General features: G+C 66.3%; 16 protein-coding genes. 10 read left to right on the top strand and 6 right to left on the bottom strand.

Going from position 1 to position 17,345, the window contains the following annotated elements; translation table 11 throughout:
- Positions 1–54: 54 nt before the first annotated feature.
- Entirely contained in the window at positions 55–2,043 is a 1,989-nt protein-coding gene (locus ACW9UR_RS11360) for a protein meaA (protein WP_458917077.1), read from the bottom strand.
- A 271-nt stretch (positions 2,044–2,314) separates the two neighbouring features.
- Between ACW9UR_RS11360 and ccrA the strand changes: the two genes are divergently transcribed.
- The 7 genes from ccrA to ACW9UR_RS11325 all read left to right on the top strand — a co-directional run bounded on the left by ccrA (position 2,315) and on the right by ACW9UR_RS11325 (position 8,479).
- Complete coding sequence (gene ccrA, locus ACW9UR_RS11355) at positions 2,315–3,598, top strand: crotonyl-CoA carboxylase/reductase (protein ID WP_458917076.1); 1,284 nt, start codon at positions 2,315–2,317, stop codon at positions 3,596–3,598.
- 220 nt (positions 3,599–3,818) lie between these two features.
- On the top strand, positions 3,819–4,016 hold the full coding sequence (locus tag ACW9UR_RS11350) for a hypothetical protein (RefSeq protein WP_458917075.1): 198 nt from the start codon (positions 3,819–3,821) through the stop codon (positions 4,014–4,016).
- A complete protein-coding gene (locus ACW9UR_RS11345) occupies positions 3,964–4,674 on the top strand; it encodes a helix-turn-helix transcriptional regulator (RefSeq protein ID WP_458917074.1) in 711 nt (236 codons plus the stop codon). Before ACW9UR_RS11350 ends, ACW9UR_RS11345 begins: the two co-directional genes overlap by 53 nt.
- A 93-nt stretch (positions 4,675–4,767) precedes the next feature.
- Complete coding sequence (locus tag ACW9UR_RS11340; protein WP_458917073.1) at positions 4,768–5,406, top strand: acyl-homoserine-lactone synthase; 639 nt, start codon at positions 4,768–4,770, stop codon at positions 5,404–5,406.
- A gap of 46 nt (positions 5,407–5,452) precedes the next feature.
- On the top strand, positions 5,453–6,976 hold the full coding sequence (locus tag ACW9UR_RS11335; RefSeq protein ID WP_458917072.1) for an AAA family ATPase: 1,524 nt from the start codon (positions 5,453–5,455) through the stop codon (positions 6,974–6,976).
- A gap of 93 nt (positions 6,977–7,069) precedes the next feature.
- Entirely contained in the window at positions 7,070–7,570 is a 501-nt protein-coding gene (locus ACW9UR_RS11330; protein WP_458917071.1) for a DUF992 domain-containing protein, read from the top strand.
- A gap of 129 nt (positions 7,571–7,699) precedes the next feature.
- Positions 7,700–8,479 (top strand): DUF1194 domain-containing protein, encoded by a 780-nt coding sequence (locus ACW9UR_RS11325; protein WP_458917070.1) that lies wholly within the window; start codon positions 7,700–7,702, stop codon positions 8,477–8,479.
- On the opposite strand, the gene ACW9UR_RS11320 is transcribed toward ACW9UR_RS11325, so the two are convergent.
- The 4 genes from ACW9UR_RS11320 to rsmI all read right to left on the bottom strand — a co-directional run bounded on the left by ACW9UR_RS11320 (position 8,476) and on the right by rsmI (position 11,578).
- Positions 8,476–9,369: an alpha/beta hydrolase fold domain-containing protein gene (locus tag ACW9UR_RS11320; protein WP_458917069.1), complete on the bottom strand. Its 894-nt coding sequence runs from the start codon at positions 9,367–9,369 to the stop codon at positions 8,476–8,478. The two genes, ACW9UR_RS11325 and ACW9UR_RS11320, sit on opposite strands and share 4 nt — an antisense overlap.
- Positions 9,369–10,310, bottom strand: a complete 942-nt coding sequence (gene gshB, locus ACW9UR_RS11315; RefSeq protein WP_458917068.1) for a glutathione synthase — start codon at positions 10,308–10,310, stop codon at positions 9,369–9,371. The genes ACW9UR_RS11320 and gshB overlap by 1 nt, the downstream gene beginning before the upstream one ends.
- A 72-nt stretch (positions 10,311–10,382) precedes the next feature.
- Positions 10,383–10,736, bottom strand: a complete 354-nt coding sequence (locus tag ACW9UR_RS11310) for a YraN family protein (RefSeq protein WP_458917067.1) — start codon at positions 10,734–10,736, stop codon at positions 10,383–10,385.
- Complete coding sequence (gene rsmI / locus ACW9UR_RS11305; protein WP_458917066.1) at positions 10,733–11,578, bottom strand: 16S rRNA (cytidine(1402)-2'-O)-methyltransferase; 846 nt, start codon at positions 11,576–11,578, stop codon at positions 10,733–10,735. The genes ACW9UR_RS11310 and rsmI overlap by 4 nt, the downstream gene beginning before the upstream one ends.
- Before the next feature lie 112 nt (positions 11,579–11,690).
- Here rsmI and ACW9UR_RS11300 point away from each other — a divergent pair, with 112 nt between their 5' ends.
- From ACW9UR_RS11300 to murJ, 3 genes are read left to right on the top strand one after another with little or no spacing between them, the layout of a single operon-like run.
- Positions 11,691–12,863, top strand: a complete 1,173-nt coding sequence (locus tag ACW9UR_RS11300; RefSeq protein ID WP_458917065.1) for a penicillin-binding protein activator — start codon at positions 11,691–11,693, stop codon at positions 12,861–12,863.
- Entirely contained in the window at positions 12,793–15,627 is a 2,835-nt protein-coding gene (locus ACW9UR_RS11295) for a [protein-PII] uridylyltransferase (protein ID WP_458917064.1), read from the top strand. Before ACW9UR_RS11300 ends, ACW9UR_RS11295 begins: the two co-directional genes overlap by 71 nt.
- A gap of 14 nt (positions 15,628–15,641) precedes the next feature.
- Positions 15,642–17,168 carry a murein biosynthesis integral membrane protein MurJ gene (murJ, locus tag ACW9UR_RS11290; protein WP_458917185.1) on the top strand — a complete coding sequence of 509 codons (1,527 nt, stop codon included), beginning with the start codon at positions 15,642–15,644 and terminating at the stop codon, positions 17,166–17,168.
- Here murJ and ACW9UR_RS11285 read toward each other — a convergent pair.
- Entirely contained in the window at positions 17,165–17,344 is a 180-nt protein-coding gene (locus ACW9UR_RS11285; protein ID WP_458917063.1) for a hypothetical protein, read from the bottom strand. The genes murJ and ACW9UR_RS11285 overlap by 4 nt on opposite strands.
- Position 17,345 lies beyond the last annotated feature (1 nt).

The following is a 17,345-nucleotide window of genomic DNA, read 5'->3' as shown; positions in this document are numbered from 1 at the left end:
TGGGTGGGTGACCGGCCGTTCGACACCCTTTCGCGAAAGGGTTTCCGTGAAGTTTCAGCCGATTGCAAGGGCCTGAGGCGTCGGGATGGAGTTTTCCGCCCCTGCCGCAAAGCCCGCGATGTCCATGATGATGCGGTTGAGGTCAAAATCCTTCGGCGTATAGACCCCCCGCACCCCGCGATCCCGCAACGCAGCGGCATCGTCGGTTGGAATGATCCCGCCGACAATCACCGGAAGGTCTGCGCGACCTGCTTCGATCAGCCTGTCCAGGATCTCCGCAACGAGCGGCAGGTGAGAGCCGGAGAGCACCGACAGCCCGAGCACGTGCACGTCGTTTTCGAGTGCCGCGTCCACGATGGCCTCGGGGGTCATGCGGATGCCCTCGTAGAACACCTTGATGCCACAGTCGCGGGCGCGTACCGCGATCTGCTCGGCGCCGTTGGAATGCCCGTCGAGGCCGGGTTTGCCGATGAGCAGACGGATCTGCCCGCCCAAGGGGCCCGCGAGCGTCGCGACCGCTCCGCGCGTTTCGTCCAGCCCCTGGGCCGCGTTTGAGGGCGCCGTGCCAACGCCGGTCGGCGCACGGTACTCGCCGAATGCGGCGCGCATCGCAGCACCCCATTCTCCGGTGGTCGCCCCCGCCTTTGCCGCCTCGATCGAGGCGGGCATGATGTTCTCGCCCGACTTGGCGGCGGTGGTGAGGTGTGACAGCGCCGCCTGCACCGCGGCGCTGTCTCGATCGGCGCGCCAGGCCCCCAGCGCGGCGATCTGCTGTGTCTCGACGGCCGGATCGACCACCAGGATGCCCTTGCCCTCGGCTGTCAGCGCGCTTGGCTCGCCATCCGTGAACCGGTTGACGCCGACCACGGTGGTCTCACCCCGCTCGATCCGCGCCAGCCGTTCGGCATTCGAGCCGACAAGCTGCGTTTTCATATGCTCGATCGATGCAATTGCGCCGCCCATCTCGTCGATGGTGCGCAGTTCCTCACGCGCGGCAGCCTTCAGGTCCTCGACCTTGGCGGCGACGGCCGGGTTGCCGTCGAAAAGGTCGCCATACTCCAGCAGATCGGTCTCGTAGGCGAGGATCTGCTGCATCCGCAGGGACCACTGCTGGTCCCAGGGGCGGGGCAGGCCGAGTGCCTCGTTCCACGCGGGAAGCTGTACGGCGCGGGCGCGCGCGTTCTTGGAGAGCGTAACCGCCAGCATCTCGATCAGGATACGCGGCACGTTGTTCTCGGGCTGCTGCTCGGTCAGGCCGAGGCTGTTGACCTGCACGCCATAGCGGAAGCGCCGGTATTTCGGATCCGCGACGCCATAGCGCTCGCGGCAAATCTCGTCCCAAAGCTCGGTAAAGGCGCGCATCTTGCACAGCTCGGTTACGAACCGGATGCCGGCATTGACGAAAAACGAGATCCGTCCAACGACGCGCGGGAAGTCCGCCGCCGGCACTTGGTCCTGAACCTGGTCGAGCACCGCGATGGCGGTCGCGAGTGCATATGCCAGCTCCTGCTCGGGCGTCGCGCCGGCCTCTTGCAGGTGGTAGGAGCAGACGTTCATCGGGTTCCAGCGCGGCACGTTGCGATAACAGTATTCGGCCACGTCGCCGATCAGCCGCAGCGAGGGTGCGGGTGGGAAGATGTAGGTCCCGCGCGACAGGTATTCCTTGATGATGTCGTTCTGCACCGTGCCCTGAAGGCTGGCCGGGTCGATGCCGCGTTCCTCGGCCAGCGCTACATAAAGCGCCAGCAGCCACGGCGCCGTCGCGTTGATCGTCATGGACGTGTTCATCTGGTCCAGCGGGATCTGGTCGAACAGTGTCCGCATGTCGCCCAGATGGCTGACCGGGACGCCGACCTTGCCGACCTCACCCCGCGCGAGCGGGTGGTCGCTGTCATAGCCGGTCTGCGTCGGCAGATCGAACGCAACGGAAAGCCCGGTCTGCCCGCGCCCCAGGTTTGCCCGGTAAAGCGCATTCGAGTCCCGTGCGGTCGAATGACCGGCATAGGTCCGGAAGATCCAAGGCTTGTCGCGATTCTCGGTCATAGAGCGATTCCCTGTTGCGGCGCAGCGAGCATACATGGACAATTATATTACTCAAGCGGTGATTCAATCGGCATAAAATTACCAAGATGTCCAGGAATGTCATTGAATCCGGGGGTTTCGCGTCCCGCAGTGCACAAGACCAGGGGCTGATCGGCTTAAACCTTGCTGCATCGCGAAAACGACGCTTGCAATCCCTACGAAATAATATTACGCAACAAATAGTCCACAGTGAGCATTGTTGGGCAATATAATTACTCACCGGAGCGCTGAGATGCTGGATACCGAAACCCGCGCCACCGCCGGCGATCAGGCCGGCAAGGACCTGTACGAACTGGGCGAGATCCCCCCGCTGGGACATCTGCCGCCGAAAATGTACGCTTGGACCATTCGCCCCGAGCGGCAGGGCGAGCCCGACAAGGCGATGCAGCTGGAAGTCGTCGATACGCCGAAGCCGGATAGCAACGAAGTTGTGGTCCTCGTGATGGCGGCGGGCGTGAACTACAACGGCGTTTGGGCGGCGCTGGGCCAGCCGATCAGCGTTTTCGACGTGCACAAAGCACCTTATCATATCGCCGGGTCCGATGCCTCGGGCATCGTCTGGGCGGTGGGCGACAAGGTCCGCCGCTGGAAGGTTGGTGACGAGGTCGTCATCCACTGCAACCAGGATGACGGGGACGACGAGCACTGCAACGGCGGGGACCCGATGTACTCGCCCAGCCAGCGGATCTGGGGCTACGAGACGCCCGACGGCAGCTTCGCACAGTATACCTGCGTGCAGTCCCAGCAGCTGATGCCCCGCCCCCGTCACCTGACCTGGGAAGAGTCGGCCTGCTACACGCTGACGCTTGCCACCGCTTACAGGATGCTGTTCGGCCATGCCCCGCACGAGTTGCGACCGGGCCAGAATGTGCTGGTCTGGGGCGCGTCGGGTGGGCTGGGCTCCTATGCGATCCAGCTGATCAACACGGCGGGCGCGAACGCGATCGGGATCATCTCGGAGGAAGACAAGCGCGACTTCGTGCTGGGCCTGGGGGCCAAGGGCGTCATCAACCGGCGCGATTTCGACTGCTGGGGCCAGCTGCCCAAGGTGAACTCGGAAGAGTACAAGACCTGGTTCAACGAAGTCCGGAAGTTCGGCAAGGCGATCTGGGAGATCACCGGCAAGGGCGTGAACGTCGACATGGTGTTCGAGCATCCCGGAGAGGCGACGTTCCCCGTTTCGACCTTCGTGGTCAAGAAGGGCGGCATGGTCGTGATCTGCGCCGGCACCACCGGATACAACCTCACGATGGACGCTCGTTATGTCTGGATGCACCAGAAGCGCATTCAAGGCAGCCATTTCGCCAATCTCAAGCAGGCCGCCGCCGCAAACCAGCTGATGGTCGAAAGGCGTCTTGATCCCTGCATGTCCGAAGTGTTTCCTTGGCAGGCGATTCCCGAGGCGCACATGAAGATGCGCGCCAACGCTCACAAGCCGGGCAACATGGCGGTGCTGGTCAATGCGCCCCGGACCGGCCTGCGCACGATCGAGGACGCGCGCGCCGAGCGTGGCTAAGGCCATTGGGCCAGGAATTCGGGCCGACCCCGGCCCGAATCATCCTTTCGCCGTGGGAATCGGCAACCTATTCCTGAAAATTCAAACACTTGAAGGGCATTCCCCCGCAGTTTCGGGGGGGCCGAATTTCGCGTGTTTATTAATTCATTTTACTCGTGCTAAGGTTGTGTTAACGATCCATTAACCCCTTCTGCCGAGAGTAACGATGTCGCAAGAATGGATGTTGGACCTGCTGTCAGACCTGCGCGGCGTTGCCGAGAAGAACGCCATGTTCGAGCTCTGCGAACATCTCGATGACGTGCTGATCGTCGCCGCCAGGGAGATACGCGCCGCGTCCGTTTGCCAGATCGAGGCGGACGGTGAAGATGGGCTGGGTACAGAGTTTTCTCGATCAGCTGGAGATTACGACCTCACTTGAGGACATCCAGAAGCTGGTCGAAGGGTTGCGGGACGATCTGAACGTCGAGCACGCGATCTATCATCAGGTCGGTGGCACGGGCCGCGAGTACGGTGCGCTGACCTACGATCCGGACTGGATCGACCGCTACAAGACCGAACGCTATTTCAACGTCGATCCCACGGTGCACATGTCGATGCGCTCCACCGGGCCGATCGACTGGCAGGCGCTTGACTGGTCGCCTGCCCCGGCCCGGCGATTGCTGCGCGAGGCGGCGGGTGAGGGGGTCGGAAAACAGGGGTTCTCGGTTCCGATCCGTGGTCTGCGCGGCCAGGTGGCCATGTTCTCGGTCACGTCCTTCGATACCGAGGCGACCTGGGGCCGTTTCGGGCGGCAACATCTGGCGAACCTGGTTCTGGCGGGTAACTACATCCACCAGCACACCGCGCGGATCATGGGGGCGGACCAGCTGGCGCTCGGACCGTCGCTCTCGCCGCGTGAACGTGACGTTCTGACGTTCCTTGCGGTCGGTCACTCGCGCTCCGAGGCGGCGGACAAGCTGGGCATTTCCGAGCACACGTTCCGCGCCTACCTGGATGCGGCCCGGCTCAAGCTGGGGGCGACGAACACCACTCATGCGGTGGTGCTGGCCATGACCCAGGGCCTGCTCATGCGCTGACCCCGTTGCGCGGAATCTGTTCCGGCGCACGGCGAGAAAAGGTTAACCCGGTACGGATTAGGCCAAAGGCTCCACTTGCATCGGAGCCGCGCCATGATCCGTTACCTCTACGCCAGTCAGCTGAAGTCCCACCCCGAGCTTGCGCTTGAAATGTTCCGTGACCGGGCGGCGCAGTTCATCGACAGGCTGGACTGGGACCTTGCCCGCGATGCCGACGGCGGCGAGCGGGACCAGTACGACGCGATGAACCCGCTCTACATCATCCTCGAACGTCCCGGAGGCGGGCACGCGGCCTCGATGCGAGTGATGCCCAGCATTGGGCGGACGATGGTGAACGAGCATTTCCGCCACCTGAACCACGGCATCCAGATCCGCGCGCCCTTCATCTGGGAGTGCACCCGTTTCTGCCTGTCCCCGCGCGCTGGGACCGAGGCGCGCAACTGGGCCGGAACGCTGATGTTGGGCGGGCAGGAGCTGGGCATCCGGTTCAGCCTGACCCGTGCGCTGGGCGTCTACGACGAGCGCATGACGCGGATCTATCGCAGCATCGGCTGGGAGCCGTCGTTCATCGGTGCGGACGGGCCGGACCGCCGCCGGATCTGCCTTGGCCTCTGGCCGTTCGGAACGGCGATCCGCGACAGCATCGCCGCGCGGGCGGGGCTTGATCCGCTGACCGCCGCGCCCTGGTTTGAGGCGGCCTTCCCGACCGCCGGACCCGCGATGGCCGCTTGAGGTCATCCCGACTGTACGCCCCTCTCGGGTCAAGCTAGAAAGCAGCATGGAGAACTTGCCGACCCTCTCGGACGACCAGGCCGAGGCCTACGACGCCGTTGCCGCCGCGCTCGAAGGGGCCGGCGTCAACCTGGCCGACGACACGCTCATGCCGCGTCCCGAGGACCGGCAGAGCACGCTGGCCGTTCTGGGCAAGGCCGGATCGGGCAAGACCATGCTGCTTGCCCGGCTGGTCGACGCGCTGAACGAAGCGGGGGTCGAGACCGTCTCGGGCGACTGGGAGGGGCGGCGGCGTCGCGACAAGCGCACGCTGGCGATCCTTGCGCCGACGAACAAGGCGGCCTCGGTTCTGCGGCAGCGGGGTGTGGCCGCGACGACGATCCACCGGATCCTCTATACCCCGGTCTATGACCCGGAGTACGAGAAGATCGCGATCTGGCTGGCCGAAGGCGGCGAGCGCCCCGAGGTCGAAGGGCTGACCGACGCCGCGCTCGACCGTGCCAAGGCGTTCTTCGAAGTGCAGAAATCCATCCCCGGCGCGCTGGCTGCGGCAGGGTTGCGCGGCTCGGATTTCATCACCGGCTGGAAGCGACGCGACGATCCGCTGGACATCGGTTTCATCGACGAGGCCTCGATGCTGGACGACCGCCAGTTCGAGGACCTGCAGGAAATTTTCTCGACACTGGTATTATTCGGCGATCCGGCGCAGCTGGCCCCAGTGGGGCAGTCGGGCGCGATGTGCTTCGATGCGCTGCCCGAGCCGCGCAAGCTGCAGCTCAGCCGCATCCACCGGCAGGCGCAGGACAACCCGATCCTCGACCTTGCGCACAGCCTCGCCGACCCGGATCTGGAGTTCCACGAATTCGAGCGCAAGCTGGAGCAGTTGGCCGCCGAGGACGACCGGATCGTGATTTCTCCGCGCGTCGATGCGCAGGCGATGGCGCGCTCGCCGGTGCTGGTCTGGCGCAACAATACGCGGATCCGGCTGATCCAGGCATTCCGCGCTGCCTACAACGCGCCCGAGGATGCGCTTTTGCCCGGCGAGCCCCTGATCTGCGACGGGATCGAGCTGCCTCTGAAGCACCGCAAGAAGCGGCTGGACCTCGAGGCGCGCGGTCTCATCAAGGGTGCGCAGGCGATCTACATGGGGGCCGGGCGCAGGCCCGGTTTCGCGCGTCTGCATGTCGTCGGCGCCCAAGAGCCTCAGGTCAACGCCGCGACCATCATCAAGATCGAGAAACCCGGCGAGGAAGAGCCGTTCATCCCCACCGCCGCCAACATGGGCGCGGCCTTCCTGCATGGCGCGGCCTGCACGATCCACAAGGCGCAGGGCTCGCAATGGCCCGAGGTGCAGGTCTTCGCGCCGGACCTCTACGCCGCATCGCGTGCCGGGCGGACCGAGGCGGGCATTCCGCTTTGGAAGCGCCTTGCCTATGTCGCCATTACCCGCGCCGAGACCCGGCTGCTGTGGGTGACCCGCTACCGGCTTGGCCGCCCGGAAGCACCGCTTGGCACAGACGACATCAAGGCGCTGACCCCCGCCCCGCTGGAATTGTCCGCCTCGGCGTGATTCCGCGCGGTCATGGAACCCTCCCGCAGCGGGGCGAGTTGAACCCCCAGTCACGCGGCGAATACCGCAAATCGACTGACTGGAGGCAAGACTATGAAAACCCCCATTTTTGCAGGCGCCCTTGCGGCGGCCATCGGTGTTTCGGGCGCGCTCGCGCAGAACCAGGACCCGGATGGCGGGGGCCTTGAGGCAGGTGTTCTGACCTGTGAGCTGACCGACAAGACGAACTTCGTGGTGATCTCGGACGCTACCTACGACTGCGTCTTCGACACCGCCCGGAATGATCTCCCCGCCGAGCGCTACACCGCGAAGATCAACAAGCTGGGCGTCGATCTGAGCATCGAACGGGCCGAGACGCTGAAATGGGCCGTTCTGTCCGCGACCGGCACGTTCGACGAAGGCCTGATCACCGGCAACTACGTGGGCGCAAGCGCTGACGCCGCGCTGGGCCTTGGCGCCGGCGCCCGCGTCCAGGTCGGTGGCCTCGACGACAGCATCACCCTGCAGCCGCTGAGCGTCTCGGGCCGTCAGGGTCTGGGCATCGCCGCCGGTGTCGAGCAGATGTCGCTTGATTTCGTCGGATCCATGGGCTGAGACCCGCACACGCCTGAGCCTGTGGTTTGACTGGCGCGCCCTATTGCGGGCGCGCCTTTTTGCTTTCTGGGAAACCAGTTCCTCGCGGTCGCGAAACCTTGTGCTATGCTCGCTCCGAGGAGGCTCGCGATGATCAGATGGATCGCTAGTGGACTTTGCCTTTTCGCCGGGCTTGCGGTGGCCCAGGACGCACCGCGCATGCCCGTCGATCTGGAACTGGTCCTTGCCGTCGACACCTCGCGTTCGATGGATTTCGATGAACTTCGATTGCAGCGCGAAGGCTACGCGATGGCGCTCGAACACCCCGCCGTTACCTCGGCGCTGAGCATGGGGCAGTTGGGCCGCGCAGCGATCATGTATTTCGAATGGGGCGGCGTCGGGCGGCACCGGGTGCTGGTGGACTGGACCCTGATCGAAACGCCCGAGGATGCCGCCGCCGCGGCGCGGAAATTGCGCACGCAGCCTCTTTCCGCGCAGCGCGGAACCTCGATTTCCAGTGCGCTGGAGCAGGCGGCCTACTGGATCGAGACCAACGCCTATGACGGGCGACGCAAGGTGATCGACGTCTCCGGCGACGGCCCGAACAACCGCGGACGGCCCGTGGTCGAAGTCCGCGCCGAGGTTGCCGCGCTCGGGATCGAGGTCAACGGGCTGCCGTTCATGCTGAAGGAGCCGACGGGCGTCTACGCGATCCCCGATCTCGACATCTATTACGAGACCTGCGTGATCACCGGCGAAAGCGCTTTCGTGATCCCGATTTTCGAGATCGACCGCCTCGTCGCCTCGATCCGGCAGAAACTGGTGCTGGAGATTTCCGGCAACATGCCGCCACCGCGGCTCAGGCGCGCTTCGGCCACCGATTGCCTGATTGGCGAGAAACTCAGGCGGCAGCAGCAGTTCCAGCGCTAGCGTTTCAGCGCGTTCCCGGCGAAGGTGATGGCGCGCTCGACCGCCTGCGTGGCCTCGGGCACCCAGCCGTGCAGCACCTGGTATGAATGAAGCCCGCGCCGGATCGGATCGAATCGCACGGGCACGCCCTGCTCCCTCAGCCGGTTCCTCATGACTTTCGCGTCGCTGAACAGGATCTCATCGCGACAGGCCTGTATCAGGATCGGCGGCGCGCCTCCGAACACACCGAACAGCGGCGAGGCGTCGGGTTGCCTCGGGTTCGCGCCCTGCAGGTATGTCGCGGCGACCTCGGGCAGGCGCGTGGCGGGGAGCATCGGGTCTCGGTCGGCGTTGGTTCGCAGGCTTTCTCCCGACAGCGTCAGGTCGCACCAGGGTGAGAAAGTCAGCACGGCGGCTGGCCGGGTCAGGCCGCGCGCAAGAATCCGATGCAGCAGCGACAGTGCCAGACCGCCGCCTGCGCTTTCCCCGGCGATCACGACCGGCAGGGCACCCGGCGTCGCGACCAGTGCTGCATAGGCGTCGGTCACGTCGTCGATGGCTGCGGGAAAGCCGTGTTCCGGCGCGCGGCGATAGTCCGGTAGTACGGGCTCGAGCTTCAGCGGGAGCCCGAGGCGCGAGGCGATGCCCTGGTGCGAGCGGCCGCTGAAGAACATGAACGCGCCGCCGTGGATGTAGAAAAGCGTGCCGCGGTACGCCCCGCGACGCCGCCGCACCGGCACGCCGCCGAGGGTTTCGGTTCGGAAGGCCAGCAAGGCGCGGCCCCGGAAAAATACACGCCCGCCAAGCTCCACGCGCAGGCGTTGAAAGTGGTGATTGCGCGCCCGTTCCAGCATCGGGCGCTGGAAGGTGCGCGACAGCCAGCGCGCGGCGTTCAGCCGGCGCGACGCCATCAGGCGCGGCGCGCCTCGATCGCCTCCCAGATCTTCGCGGTGACATTGGTCCCGTCGAAGCGCTCGAGTTCCTGAAGGCCGGTGGGCGAGGTCACGTTGATCTCGGTCAGGTAGCGGCCGATCACGTCGATGCCGACGAAGATCTGGCCCTTCTCGCGCAGAAGCGGGCCGATCGCGGCGCAGATCTCCAGATCGCGCTCGGTCAGCCCGACCTTCTCCGCCCTGCCGCCGACATGCATGTTCGAGCGGGTTTCGCCCTCGGCTGGAACGCGATTAATCGCGCCCACCGGCTCGCCGTCGACCAGGATCACCCGTTTGTCGCCACCCGACACGTCCGGCAGGAACTTCTGCGCGATCAGCGGTTCGCGGTTGATGCCCGCAAACAACTCATGGAGCGAGTTCAGGTTGCGGTCGCCATGCTCCAGCCGAAAGACACCCGCGCCGCCATTGCCGTATAGCGGCTTGAGAATGATGTCGCCGTGCCGGTTCTTGAACTCGCGCAGCGCGGCCAGATCGCGTGCAATCATCGTCGGCGGGGTAAGCTCGGGGAACTGTAGGACCAGCAGCTTCTCGGGGTAGTTCCGCACCCAGAACGGATCGTTCACCACCAGCGTCGTGTCGCGGACCATGTCCAGCAGATGCGTCGTGGTGATGTAGCTCATGTCGAAGGGCGGATCCTGACGCAGCCATACGACGTCGTAGTCGGCCAGGTCCACGGTTGTCCGCTCGCCCAGCGTGAAGTGGTTGCCCTTCTCGCGCCGCACTTCCAGCGGCCAGCCGGTCGCCTTCACCTTGCCGCCGTCGAAGATCAGCTTGTCGGGCGTGTAGTAGAACAGGCTGTGCCCGCGCGCCTGCGCTTCTTCGAGAATGCGGAAGCTGCTGTCGGCGTTGATGTCGATGGACTCGATCGGGTCCATCTGGATGGCGACGTTCAGGGGCATGGGCTGGGTCCGTTGTCGAATGCGCGGTGTGGGTGACAGATTGTGCATCGGGGCGGCGATGGCAAGACGCGGTTAACCTCCGAAGGCGTTCACGATCCTGCGGGCCTCACCGGTGGCGTCCACTGTCACCACGTCGAACCGGCAAGCCGTGAGCGAGGTTCGGCCGGTCTGATCCAGCCAGATCTGGGCGGCGGTGAAGATTCGTTGCTGCTGCCGGGGCGATAGGGATTCGGCCGCTGCGGCGTGGGTCTTGCGGGCCTTCACCTCGACGAAGATCACCTCGTCTCCCTGGCCGACGATCAGGTCGATCTCGCCCGCCTGCGTGCGGGCTCGGCGGTCCAGCTCCTGCCCGCCCTCGGCCTCATAGAGCCGCAGAGCCGAGTCCTCGGCAGCCAGTCCCGAATGATACCGCCCGCTGCCGCTCATTTCCCGCGCAACTCCAGCGCGCGGGCGTAGACCTGCTTGCGGGGCAGGCCGGTGGCCTCGGCCACAATCGCGGCGGCGTCCTTCAGGCTGTTGTCCTGCATCGCGGCGACCAGGGCGCTGTCCAGGTCCTCGGCGGTGGCCTGGGTCTTTTCGGGCGGGCCGACGACGATCACCACCTCGCCCTTCGGCGGGGCCTCGTTGGCGTAGGTCTCGGCCATTTCCGCCAGCGTGCCGCGCCGAACCTCCTCGAAGCGCTTGGTCAGCTCGCGGCAGACCGCGACCTGTCGGGAGCCTCCAAGAACTGCGGCCATGTCCGCGAGGCAGTCCGCCAGCCGGCGCGGGGAGTCGTAGAACACCAGCGTTGCCGGGACCTGCGCCAATTCCCCGAATTCGGTTCTGCGGGCGGCGGATTTCGGTGGCGGGAAGCCTGCGAACAGGAAGCGGTCGGTCGGCAACCCTGCCACGGATAGCGCCGCCAGCACCGCAGACGCGCCCGGCGCGGCGGTCACCGGCAGACCCTCGGCGATTGCCTCCTGCGCCAGCCGGTATCCCGGATCGGCGATCAGCGGCGTGCCGGCGTCCGAGACATAGGCGACCGACTGCCCCTCGGAGACGGCTTTCAGCAGGCCGGGCCGGGCCTGCGCGCCGTTGTGGTCGTGATAGGGGACCACGCGCCGACCGTTCAGCGGAACTCCGTGGATTTCCATAAGCTTGCGGGTATTCCGCGTGTCCTCGGCGGCCAGCATGTCCGCCTCGCGCAGGATGGCCAATGCGCGCAATGTGATGTCGTCCGCCGTTCCGATTGGCGTCGCAACAAGGTAGAGTCCGGGGCGTAGCGCCATGTCGGGGATTGTTCCGTTTACAGGGGCGAGGCTCGGCACTAGTGTGCGCCGAAATCCGGGGGGGCCACAAGGCACGCCCGAACTGGAACGAGCAGCCACAGGGACAGGTTACATGCCCTTCGTTCGAAGCCTTCGCACCATATCGCTACTGGCCGGGCTGGTGCTGGCAGGTTGTACCGTGCCGACGACTGGCCCCGGAACTGGTCCGTCCGTCGATCCCGAAGGTCCCATCCGCGTGGCGCTTCTGACCCCGATCGGCTCGACCGACAGCCAGCGCGAGGCGCTGGGGCAAAGCCTGGTAAACGCGGCGGAGATGGCGCGCGGCGACCTGGCCGGCGTCGATCTCGAGATCAGCGTCTACGCCACCGCCGGAGAGGCCGCTGCCGCCGCGAATGCGGCGCAGACCGCCATCCAGGAAGGCGCGGACGTGGTGCTCGGGCCGCTCTTTTCCGAAGCGACGGCGCAGGTCGGTCCGATCGCCGCGGCGCAGGGGCTGACGGTGCTGAGCCTGTCTAACAACCCCGACATCGCGGGCGGCAACGTCTACGTGCTGGGCGTGACCTTCGACAATACCGCGCGGCGGGTTGTGGATCATGCCGCGAACGAGGGGCTGCTGGACATCGCCGTCGTGCATCCGCAGGGCACCGAGGGAGAGCTTGCCCGCGACGCGGTTGCGCAGGCGGTCCAGGCCGTCGGCGGGCGGTTGGTGGCCGACGCCAGCTATCCGCTGTCGGTTCAGGGCATCACCGAGACCGCACCCGGCATCGCCCAGCAACTGCGCGGTTCGGCGGCGAACGCCGTGGTACTGACCGATGGGCCGACGGGCGGTCTGACCTTCATGGCCGAGACCCTTCGGGGACTGGGCGTGCGCGACAGCCAGGCCCGTTTCCTGGGGCTTCAACGCTGGGACACCAGCGCGCAGGCGATGGCGCAGCCCGGGCTTTCGGGCGGCTGGTTCGCCGCCCCGGACCAGGCGCTCGCTACGCAGTTCGAAAGCCGATATGCGGCGCGCTTCGGGCAAGCGCCGCACCCGCTGTCTGGCCTTGCCTATGACGGGGTTGCCGCTGTCGGAGCGCTGATCGCTGAGGCCCGCTCTCAGGGGCGCGACGATCCGTTCTCGGCGGCACGGCTGACCCAGCCTTCGGGCTTCGCGGGGGTGATGGGGATCTTCCGGTTGCTTCCGGATGGCCGGAACGAGCGGGCGCTTGCGGTCTATGAAGTGGTGGACGGCACCGCGCAGCAGGTCTCGCCCGCCCCAAGGAGCTTCTCTGCAAGTGGGTTCTGATATCGCGCTGCGCGCACCGGGGATCGACCCGGCGGACGTGATCGATGCGGATGCGCTGTTGGCGCGCATCGACCAGATGGACCGGACCGAAGACAACAGCGTTTTGCGCGCCGAGCTGATTTCCCTGCTGGCCGAAGCCAACACCGAAGGCCGGGCGCGCATCGCCGCCGAGTTGGGCGACTATCCCTATGCCGCCCGCCGCGCCGTCCGGTCCTATGCTGCGCTCACCGACCTGCTGATCAGGGCCGCCTGGCGTTTCGTCACCCGCATCGCCGAGCCGAACGCAACCCCGACCGCAGGCGAGCATGTCTGCATCGTCGCCGTTGGAGGCTATGGCCGCGGCGAGATGGCGCCCTATTCCGACGTCGACCTGCTGTTCCTGACGCCCTGGAAGCCGACCGCATGGTGCGAGAGCGTGATCGAGCACATGCTCTACATCCTGTGGGACTTGAAGCTGAAGGTCGGGCAGGCCGTGCGTACGGTGGACGAGTGCATCCGGCTTGGCGCGAAGGACCTGACGATCCGAACGGCGCTGCTTGAGAACCGTTTCGTCACGGGGCACGAACCTCTTTCGGCGGAACTGGACAAGCGCCTCTGGAAGGATCTGTTCGCCAAGACCGGTCCCGAGTTCGTCGAGGCCAAGCTGGAGGAACGAGAGGATCGGCACCGCCGCAACGGCGGCTCGCGCTATCTGGTCGAGCCCAACGTCAAGGAAGGCAAGGGCGGGCTGCGCGATCTGCAGACACTGTTCTGGATCGCCAAGTACCTGAATCAGGCCGTGACGCATGAGGATCTCGTTCGCAGCGGCCAGTTCACCGAAGCCGAGATGAAGACCTTCCTCGAGGCCGAGAACTTCCTCTGGGCGACGCGCTGCCAGCTGCACCTGATCGCCGGGCGCGCGATGGAGACGCTGACCTTCGACCACCAGGTCGAGGTCGCCAGTCGCATGGGCTTTGTCGATACCGAGGGTCAGCGCGCCGTCGAGCGCTTCATGCAGACCTACTTCACCTACGCGCGGCAGGTCGGCGAGCTGACGCGGATCTTCCTCGCCGCGCTCGAGGCCGAGCATGTGAAACGCCGCCCGAGCATGGCGCGCAGCCTTCTGCACCGGTTCAGCCTTGCCTCGGGCAATGCGCCGGAGGGTTACAAGCTGCTGAACGGCCGGCTCGACGTCGCCGATCCGGCCGAATTCCTGGCCGACCCGGTGAACTTCCTGCGGCTGTTCCGCATCGCCATGCGGACCGGCTACATGATCCATCCCAACGCGATGCGGCTGGTCACCGGCAATCTGCACCTGATCGACGACAGCCTGCGCAAGAGCCCTGAGGCCAACGAGCTGTTCATGCAGTTGCTGCTGGACCGCGAGGACCCCGAGCGGGCGCTGCGCCGGATGAACGAGATGGGCGTGCTCGGCGCGTTCATCCCCGATTTCGGCCGCATCGTCGCGATGATGCAGTACAATATGTACCACCACTACACGGTGGACGAGCACACGATCCAATGTATCGGCGTGCTGCACGATATCGAGCGCGGGGCCCTGCAAGAGGAACTGCCGATCGCCAGCGGCATCCTCGAACGTGGTGTCAGCCGGCCGATCCTCTATGTCGCGCTTCTATTGCACGATATCGGCAAGGGCCGCGCCCGACCGCACTCCGAGGTGGGCGCCGAGATCGCCGAGAAGCTGTGCCCGCGCCTGGGCCTTGCCAAGGACGAGACCGAGACCGTCGCCTGGCTGGTCCGCAACCACCTTGTGATGTCCGACTTCGCCCAGAAGCGCGACCTCGCCGATGCGCGCACGGTCCGCGATTTTGCGAACATCGTCGCCAGCCCCGCGCGGTTGCGGCTGCTGACCGTGCTGACCGTCTGCGATATCCGCGGCGTCGGTCCCGGCGTCTGGAACAACTGGAAGGCCATGCTGCTGCGGGATCTCTACCGGCAGGCCATGGACTACATGACCGGCGAGACCGACAGCCAGAGCCGTCCGGAACGGATCGAGGAGGCGAAGGACGATTTCGCCGCCGCGTTGCCCGACTGGAGCGCCGAGGAGATCGCCGCCGAGCAGGGCCGCCACTACGCCTCGTTCTGGCTGGGCCTGACCACCGAAGAGCATGTCGCCCTGGCGCAGCTCTGCCGCGAAGTGTCAGAGGACAAGCCCTCGGTCCGCATCGACCAGGACCCGTCCCGCGACGCGACGCGTGCGAGTTTCGCCATGCCCGACCATCCGGGCGTGTTCGCGCGGATCGCGGGTGCGCTGGCGCTGTCCGGGGCCAATGTGAAGGACGCCCGGTCCTATACCTCGTCGGACGGGATCGCGACATGTGTGTTCTGGATCCAGGACAACGACGGCCACCCGTTCGAGGAATCCCGCCTGCCGCGCCTGCGCCGAATGATCCAGCGCACGCTTTCGGGCGAGGTGGTGGCCCGCGACGCCTTTGCCGAACGTGACCGGCTCAAGAAGCGCGAGAAGGGTTTCGTCGTCCCGACCGAGATCACCTTCGACAACGACGGTTCGGAAATCTACACGATGATCACCGTGGACACCCGCGACCGTCCCGGGCTCCTCTACGATCTGGCGCGCAGCTTGACTGCAACGCACATGCGGATCTCGTCTGCGATCATCGCGACATATGGCGAGCAGGCCGTCGATACGTTCTACGTCAAGGACGCTTTCGGGCTGAAGGTCACCAGCCGAACCAAGCAGAGCCAGATTGCCTCGGTCCTGCGCAACGCCATCCGCGAAGGCGCTGCGAGGGCCGATACGTGAGCGGCACCCGCCGCATGGCGCGCGCCTTCATGACCGTCGGCGCCTGGACGATGCTGAGCCGGGTGCTCGGCTTCGGCCGTGACATCCTGATCGCGTTGTTCCTCGGTGCCGGCCCCGCCGCCGATGCCTTCCTCGTGGCGTTTGCCCTGCCCAACATGTTCCGCCGTTTCTTTGCCGAGGGCGCATTCAACGTCGCCTTCGTCCCGATGTTCTCGAAACGGGTCGAGCAGGGCGACGATGCCGAGGCTTTCGCCCGCGACGCGCTGACGGGCCTTGGCGCGGCAGTTCTGGCGCTGGTTCTGCTGGCGCAGCTTTTCATGCCCGCCTTCGTGCTGGCGATGGCCTCGGGCTTTGCGGCGGACGAGCGGCTGGACATGGCTGTCGCGATGGGCCGGATCGTCTTTCCCTATATCCTCTTCATCTCGCTGGCCGCGCTGGCGAGCGGGGTGCTGAATGCGACGGGTCGGTTCTGGGCCGCCGCTGCCGCGCCGGTGATGCTCAACGTGATCCTGATCGCGGCGATGGGCGGCGCGGCGCTTGCGGGCGCGGACGTCGTCGCGGCGCTGGTCTGGGCAGTCCCGGTCGCGGGCATCGCGCAGCTTGCCCTCGTGTGGGAGGCTGCCCGCCGCGCCGGGATCACCCTGCTGCCGCGCCGCCCCCGTCTGACGCCCGAGTTGAAGCGCCTCGCGGTTATCGCCGCCCCCGCTGCGCTGGCGGGGGGCGTGGTGCAGATCAACCTGCTGGTCGGGCGACAGGTCGCCTCGTTCACCGAAGGCGCGGTCGCCTGGCTGAGCTATGCCGACCGGCTCTACCAGCTGCCGCTCGGCGTTGTCGGCATTGCCATCGGCGTCGTGCTGCTGCCGGATCTCTCGCGCCGTCTGGCGGCGGGGGACGAAAGCGGCAGCGTGGCGACGATCAACCGTGCCGCCGAGTTCACCCTCGCGCTGACCCTGCCCGCGGCGGCGGCGCTGATCGTGATCCCCGGCCCGCTGGTCTCGGTCCTCTTCGAACGTGGCGCTTTCGGCCCCGAGGACAGCGCCGCGACGGCGGCGGCGCTGGCGATCTACGGTCTCGGCCTGCCGGCCTTCGTTCTGCAGAAGGTCGTCCAGCCGGTGTTCTTCGCCCGCGAGGACACCCGGAGCCCGTTCCGCTATGCCGTGGTGGCGATGGTGGTGAACGCCGTGCTCGCCATCGGGCTTGCTCCGGTGATGGGCTATCTCGCCGCCCCCGTGGCGACGACGACGGCGGGCTGGGTGATGTTCTTCCTGCTGCTGCGCGGCGCCCGCCGCATCGAAGGCGGGATCCGCCCCGATGCCCGGCTGCGCCGTTCGGCGCTGGGCATGCTGGCGGCCTCGGCGGTGATGGCGGCGGTGATAGCGGCCATGGCTTGGGGTCTCGGCCCGGTGCTCGAAGCGAGCGGCATGCGCTATCTGGGGCTGGTCGGTATCGTGCTGGGCGGTGCGGTGGTCTACGCCTTGACGGTCCACGGCACGGGCGCGTTCACTGCGACTGACATGCGACAGATGATGCGCCGGGGCTAGCGAACGATACGATTGCTGCGCGGCTCGACGGTCAGCGCGTCGGGCCATCCGATGGTCTTCTCAACCACGACTGCGGCGAGCGTGATCCCCAGGACGATCGCGATCACCAGCGCCTTGTGCGGTGACGGAGGGTTCCGCGCCCAGCGGCTCATCATGATCAGGAAACGCGGCCCCATC

It is taken from the genome of Halovulum sp. GXIMD14794 (assembly GCF_054457455.1).
This window is presented reverse-complemented; position numbering and strand designations above follow the sequence as displayed.

What these genes read in the sequence shown, in the direction of transcription:
- ccrA (WP_458917076.1), top strand. Translation starts at nt 2,315, where the DNA reads ATGCTGGATACCGAAACCCGCGCCACCGCCGGCGATCAGGCCGGCAAG.
- ACW9UR_RS11360 (WP_458917077.1), bottom strand. Translation starts at nt 2,043, where the DNA reads ATGACCGAGAATCGCGACAAGCCTTGGATCTTCCGGACCTATGCCGGT.
- ACW9UR_RS11285 (WP_458917063.1), bottom strand. Translation starts at nt 17,344, where the DNA reads ATGGGGCCGCGTTTCCTGATCATGATGAGCCGCTGGGCGCGGAACCCT.
- ACW9UR_RS11330 (WP_458917071.1), top strand. Translation starts at nt 7,070, where the DNA reads ATGAAAACCCCCATTTTTGCAGGCGCCCTTGCGGCGGCCATCGGTGTT.
- ACW9UR_RS11320 (WP_458917069.1), bottom strand. Translation starts at nt 9,369, where the DNA reads ATGGCGTCGCGCCGGCTGAACGCCGCGCGCTGGCTGTCGCGCACCTTC.
- ACW9UR_RS11295 (WP_458917064.1), top strand. Translation starts at nt 12,793, where the DNA reads ATGAAGTGGTGGACGGCACCGCGCAGCAGGTCTCGCCCGCCCCAAGGA.
- ACW9UR_RS11310 (WP_458917067.1), bottom strand. Translation starts at nt 10,736, where the DNA reads ATGAGCGGCAGCGGGCGGTATCATTCGGGACTGGCTGCCGAGGACTCG.
- rsmI (WP_458917066.1), bottom strand. Translation starts at nt 11,578, where the DNA reads ATGGCGCTACGCCCCGGACTCTACCTTGTTGCGACGCCAATCGGAACG.
- ACW9UR_RS11345 (WP_458917074.1), top strand. Translation starts at nt 3,964, where the DNA reads ATGGGCTGGGTACAGAGTTTTCTCGATCAGCTGGAGATTACGACCTCA.
- ACW9UR_RS11350 (WP_458917075.1), top strand. Translation starts at nt 3,819, where the DNA reads ATGTTGGACCTGCTGTCAGACCTGCGCGGCGTTGCCGAGAAGAACGCC.
- ACW9UR_RS11340 (WP_458917073.1), top strand. Translation starts at nt 4,768, where the DNA reads ATGATCCGTTACCTCTACGCCAGTCAGCTGAAGTCCCACCCCGAGCTT.
- ACW9UR_RS11325 (WP_458917070.1), top strand. Translation starts at nt 7,700, where the DNA reads ATGATCAGATGGATCGCTAGTGGACTTTGCCTTTTCGCCGGGCTTGCG.
- gshB (WP_458917068.1), bottom strand. Translation starts at nt 10,310, where the DNA reads ATGCCCCTGAACGTCGCCATCCAGATGGACCCGATCGAGTCCATCGAC.
- ACW9UR_RS11335 (WP_458917072.1), top strand. Translation starts at nt 5,453, where the DNA reads ATGGAGAACTTGCCGACCCTCTCGGACGACCAGGCCGAGGCCTACGAC.
- murJ (WP_458917185.1), top strand. Translation starts at nt 15,642, where the DNA reads ATGGCGCGCGCCTTCATGACCGTCGGCGCCTGGACGATGCTGAGCCGG.
- ACW9UR_RS11300 (WP_458917065.1), top strand. Translation starts at nt 11,691, where the DNA reads ATGCCCTTCGTTCGAAGCCTTCGCACCATATCGCTACTGGCCGGGCTG.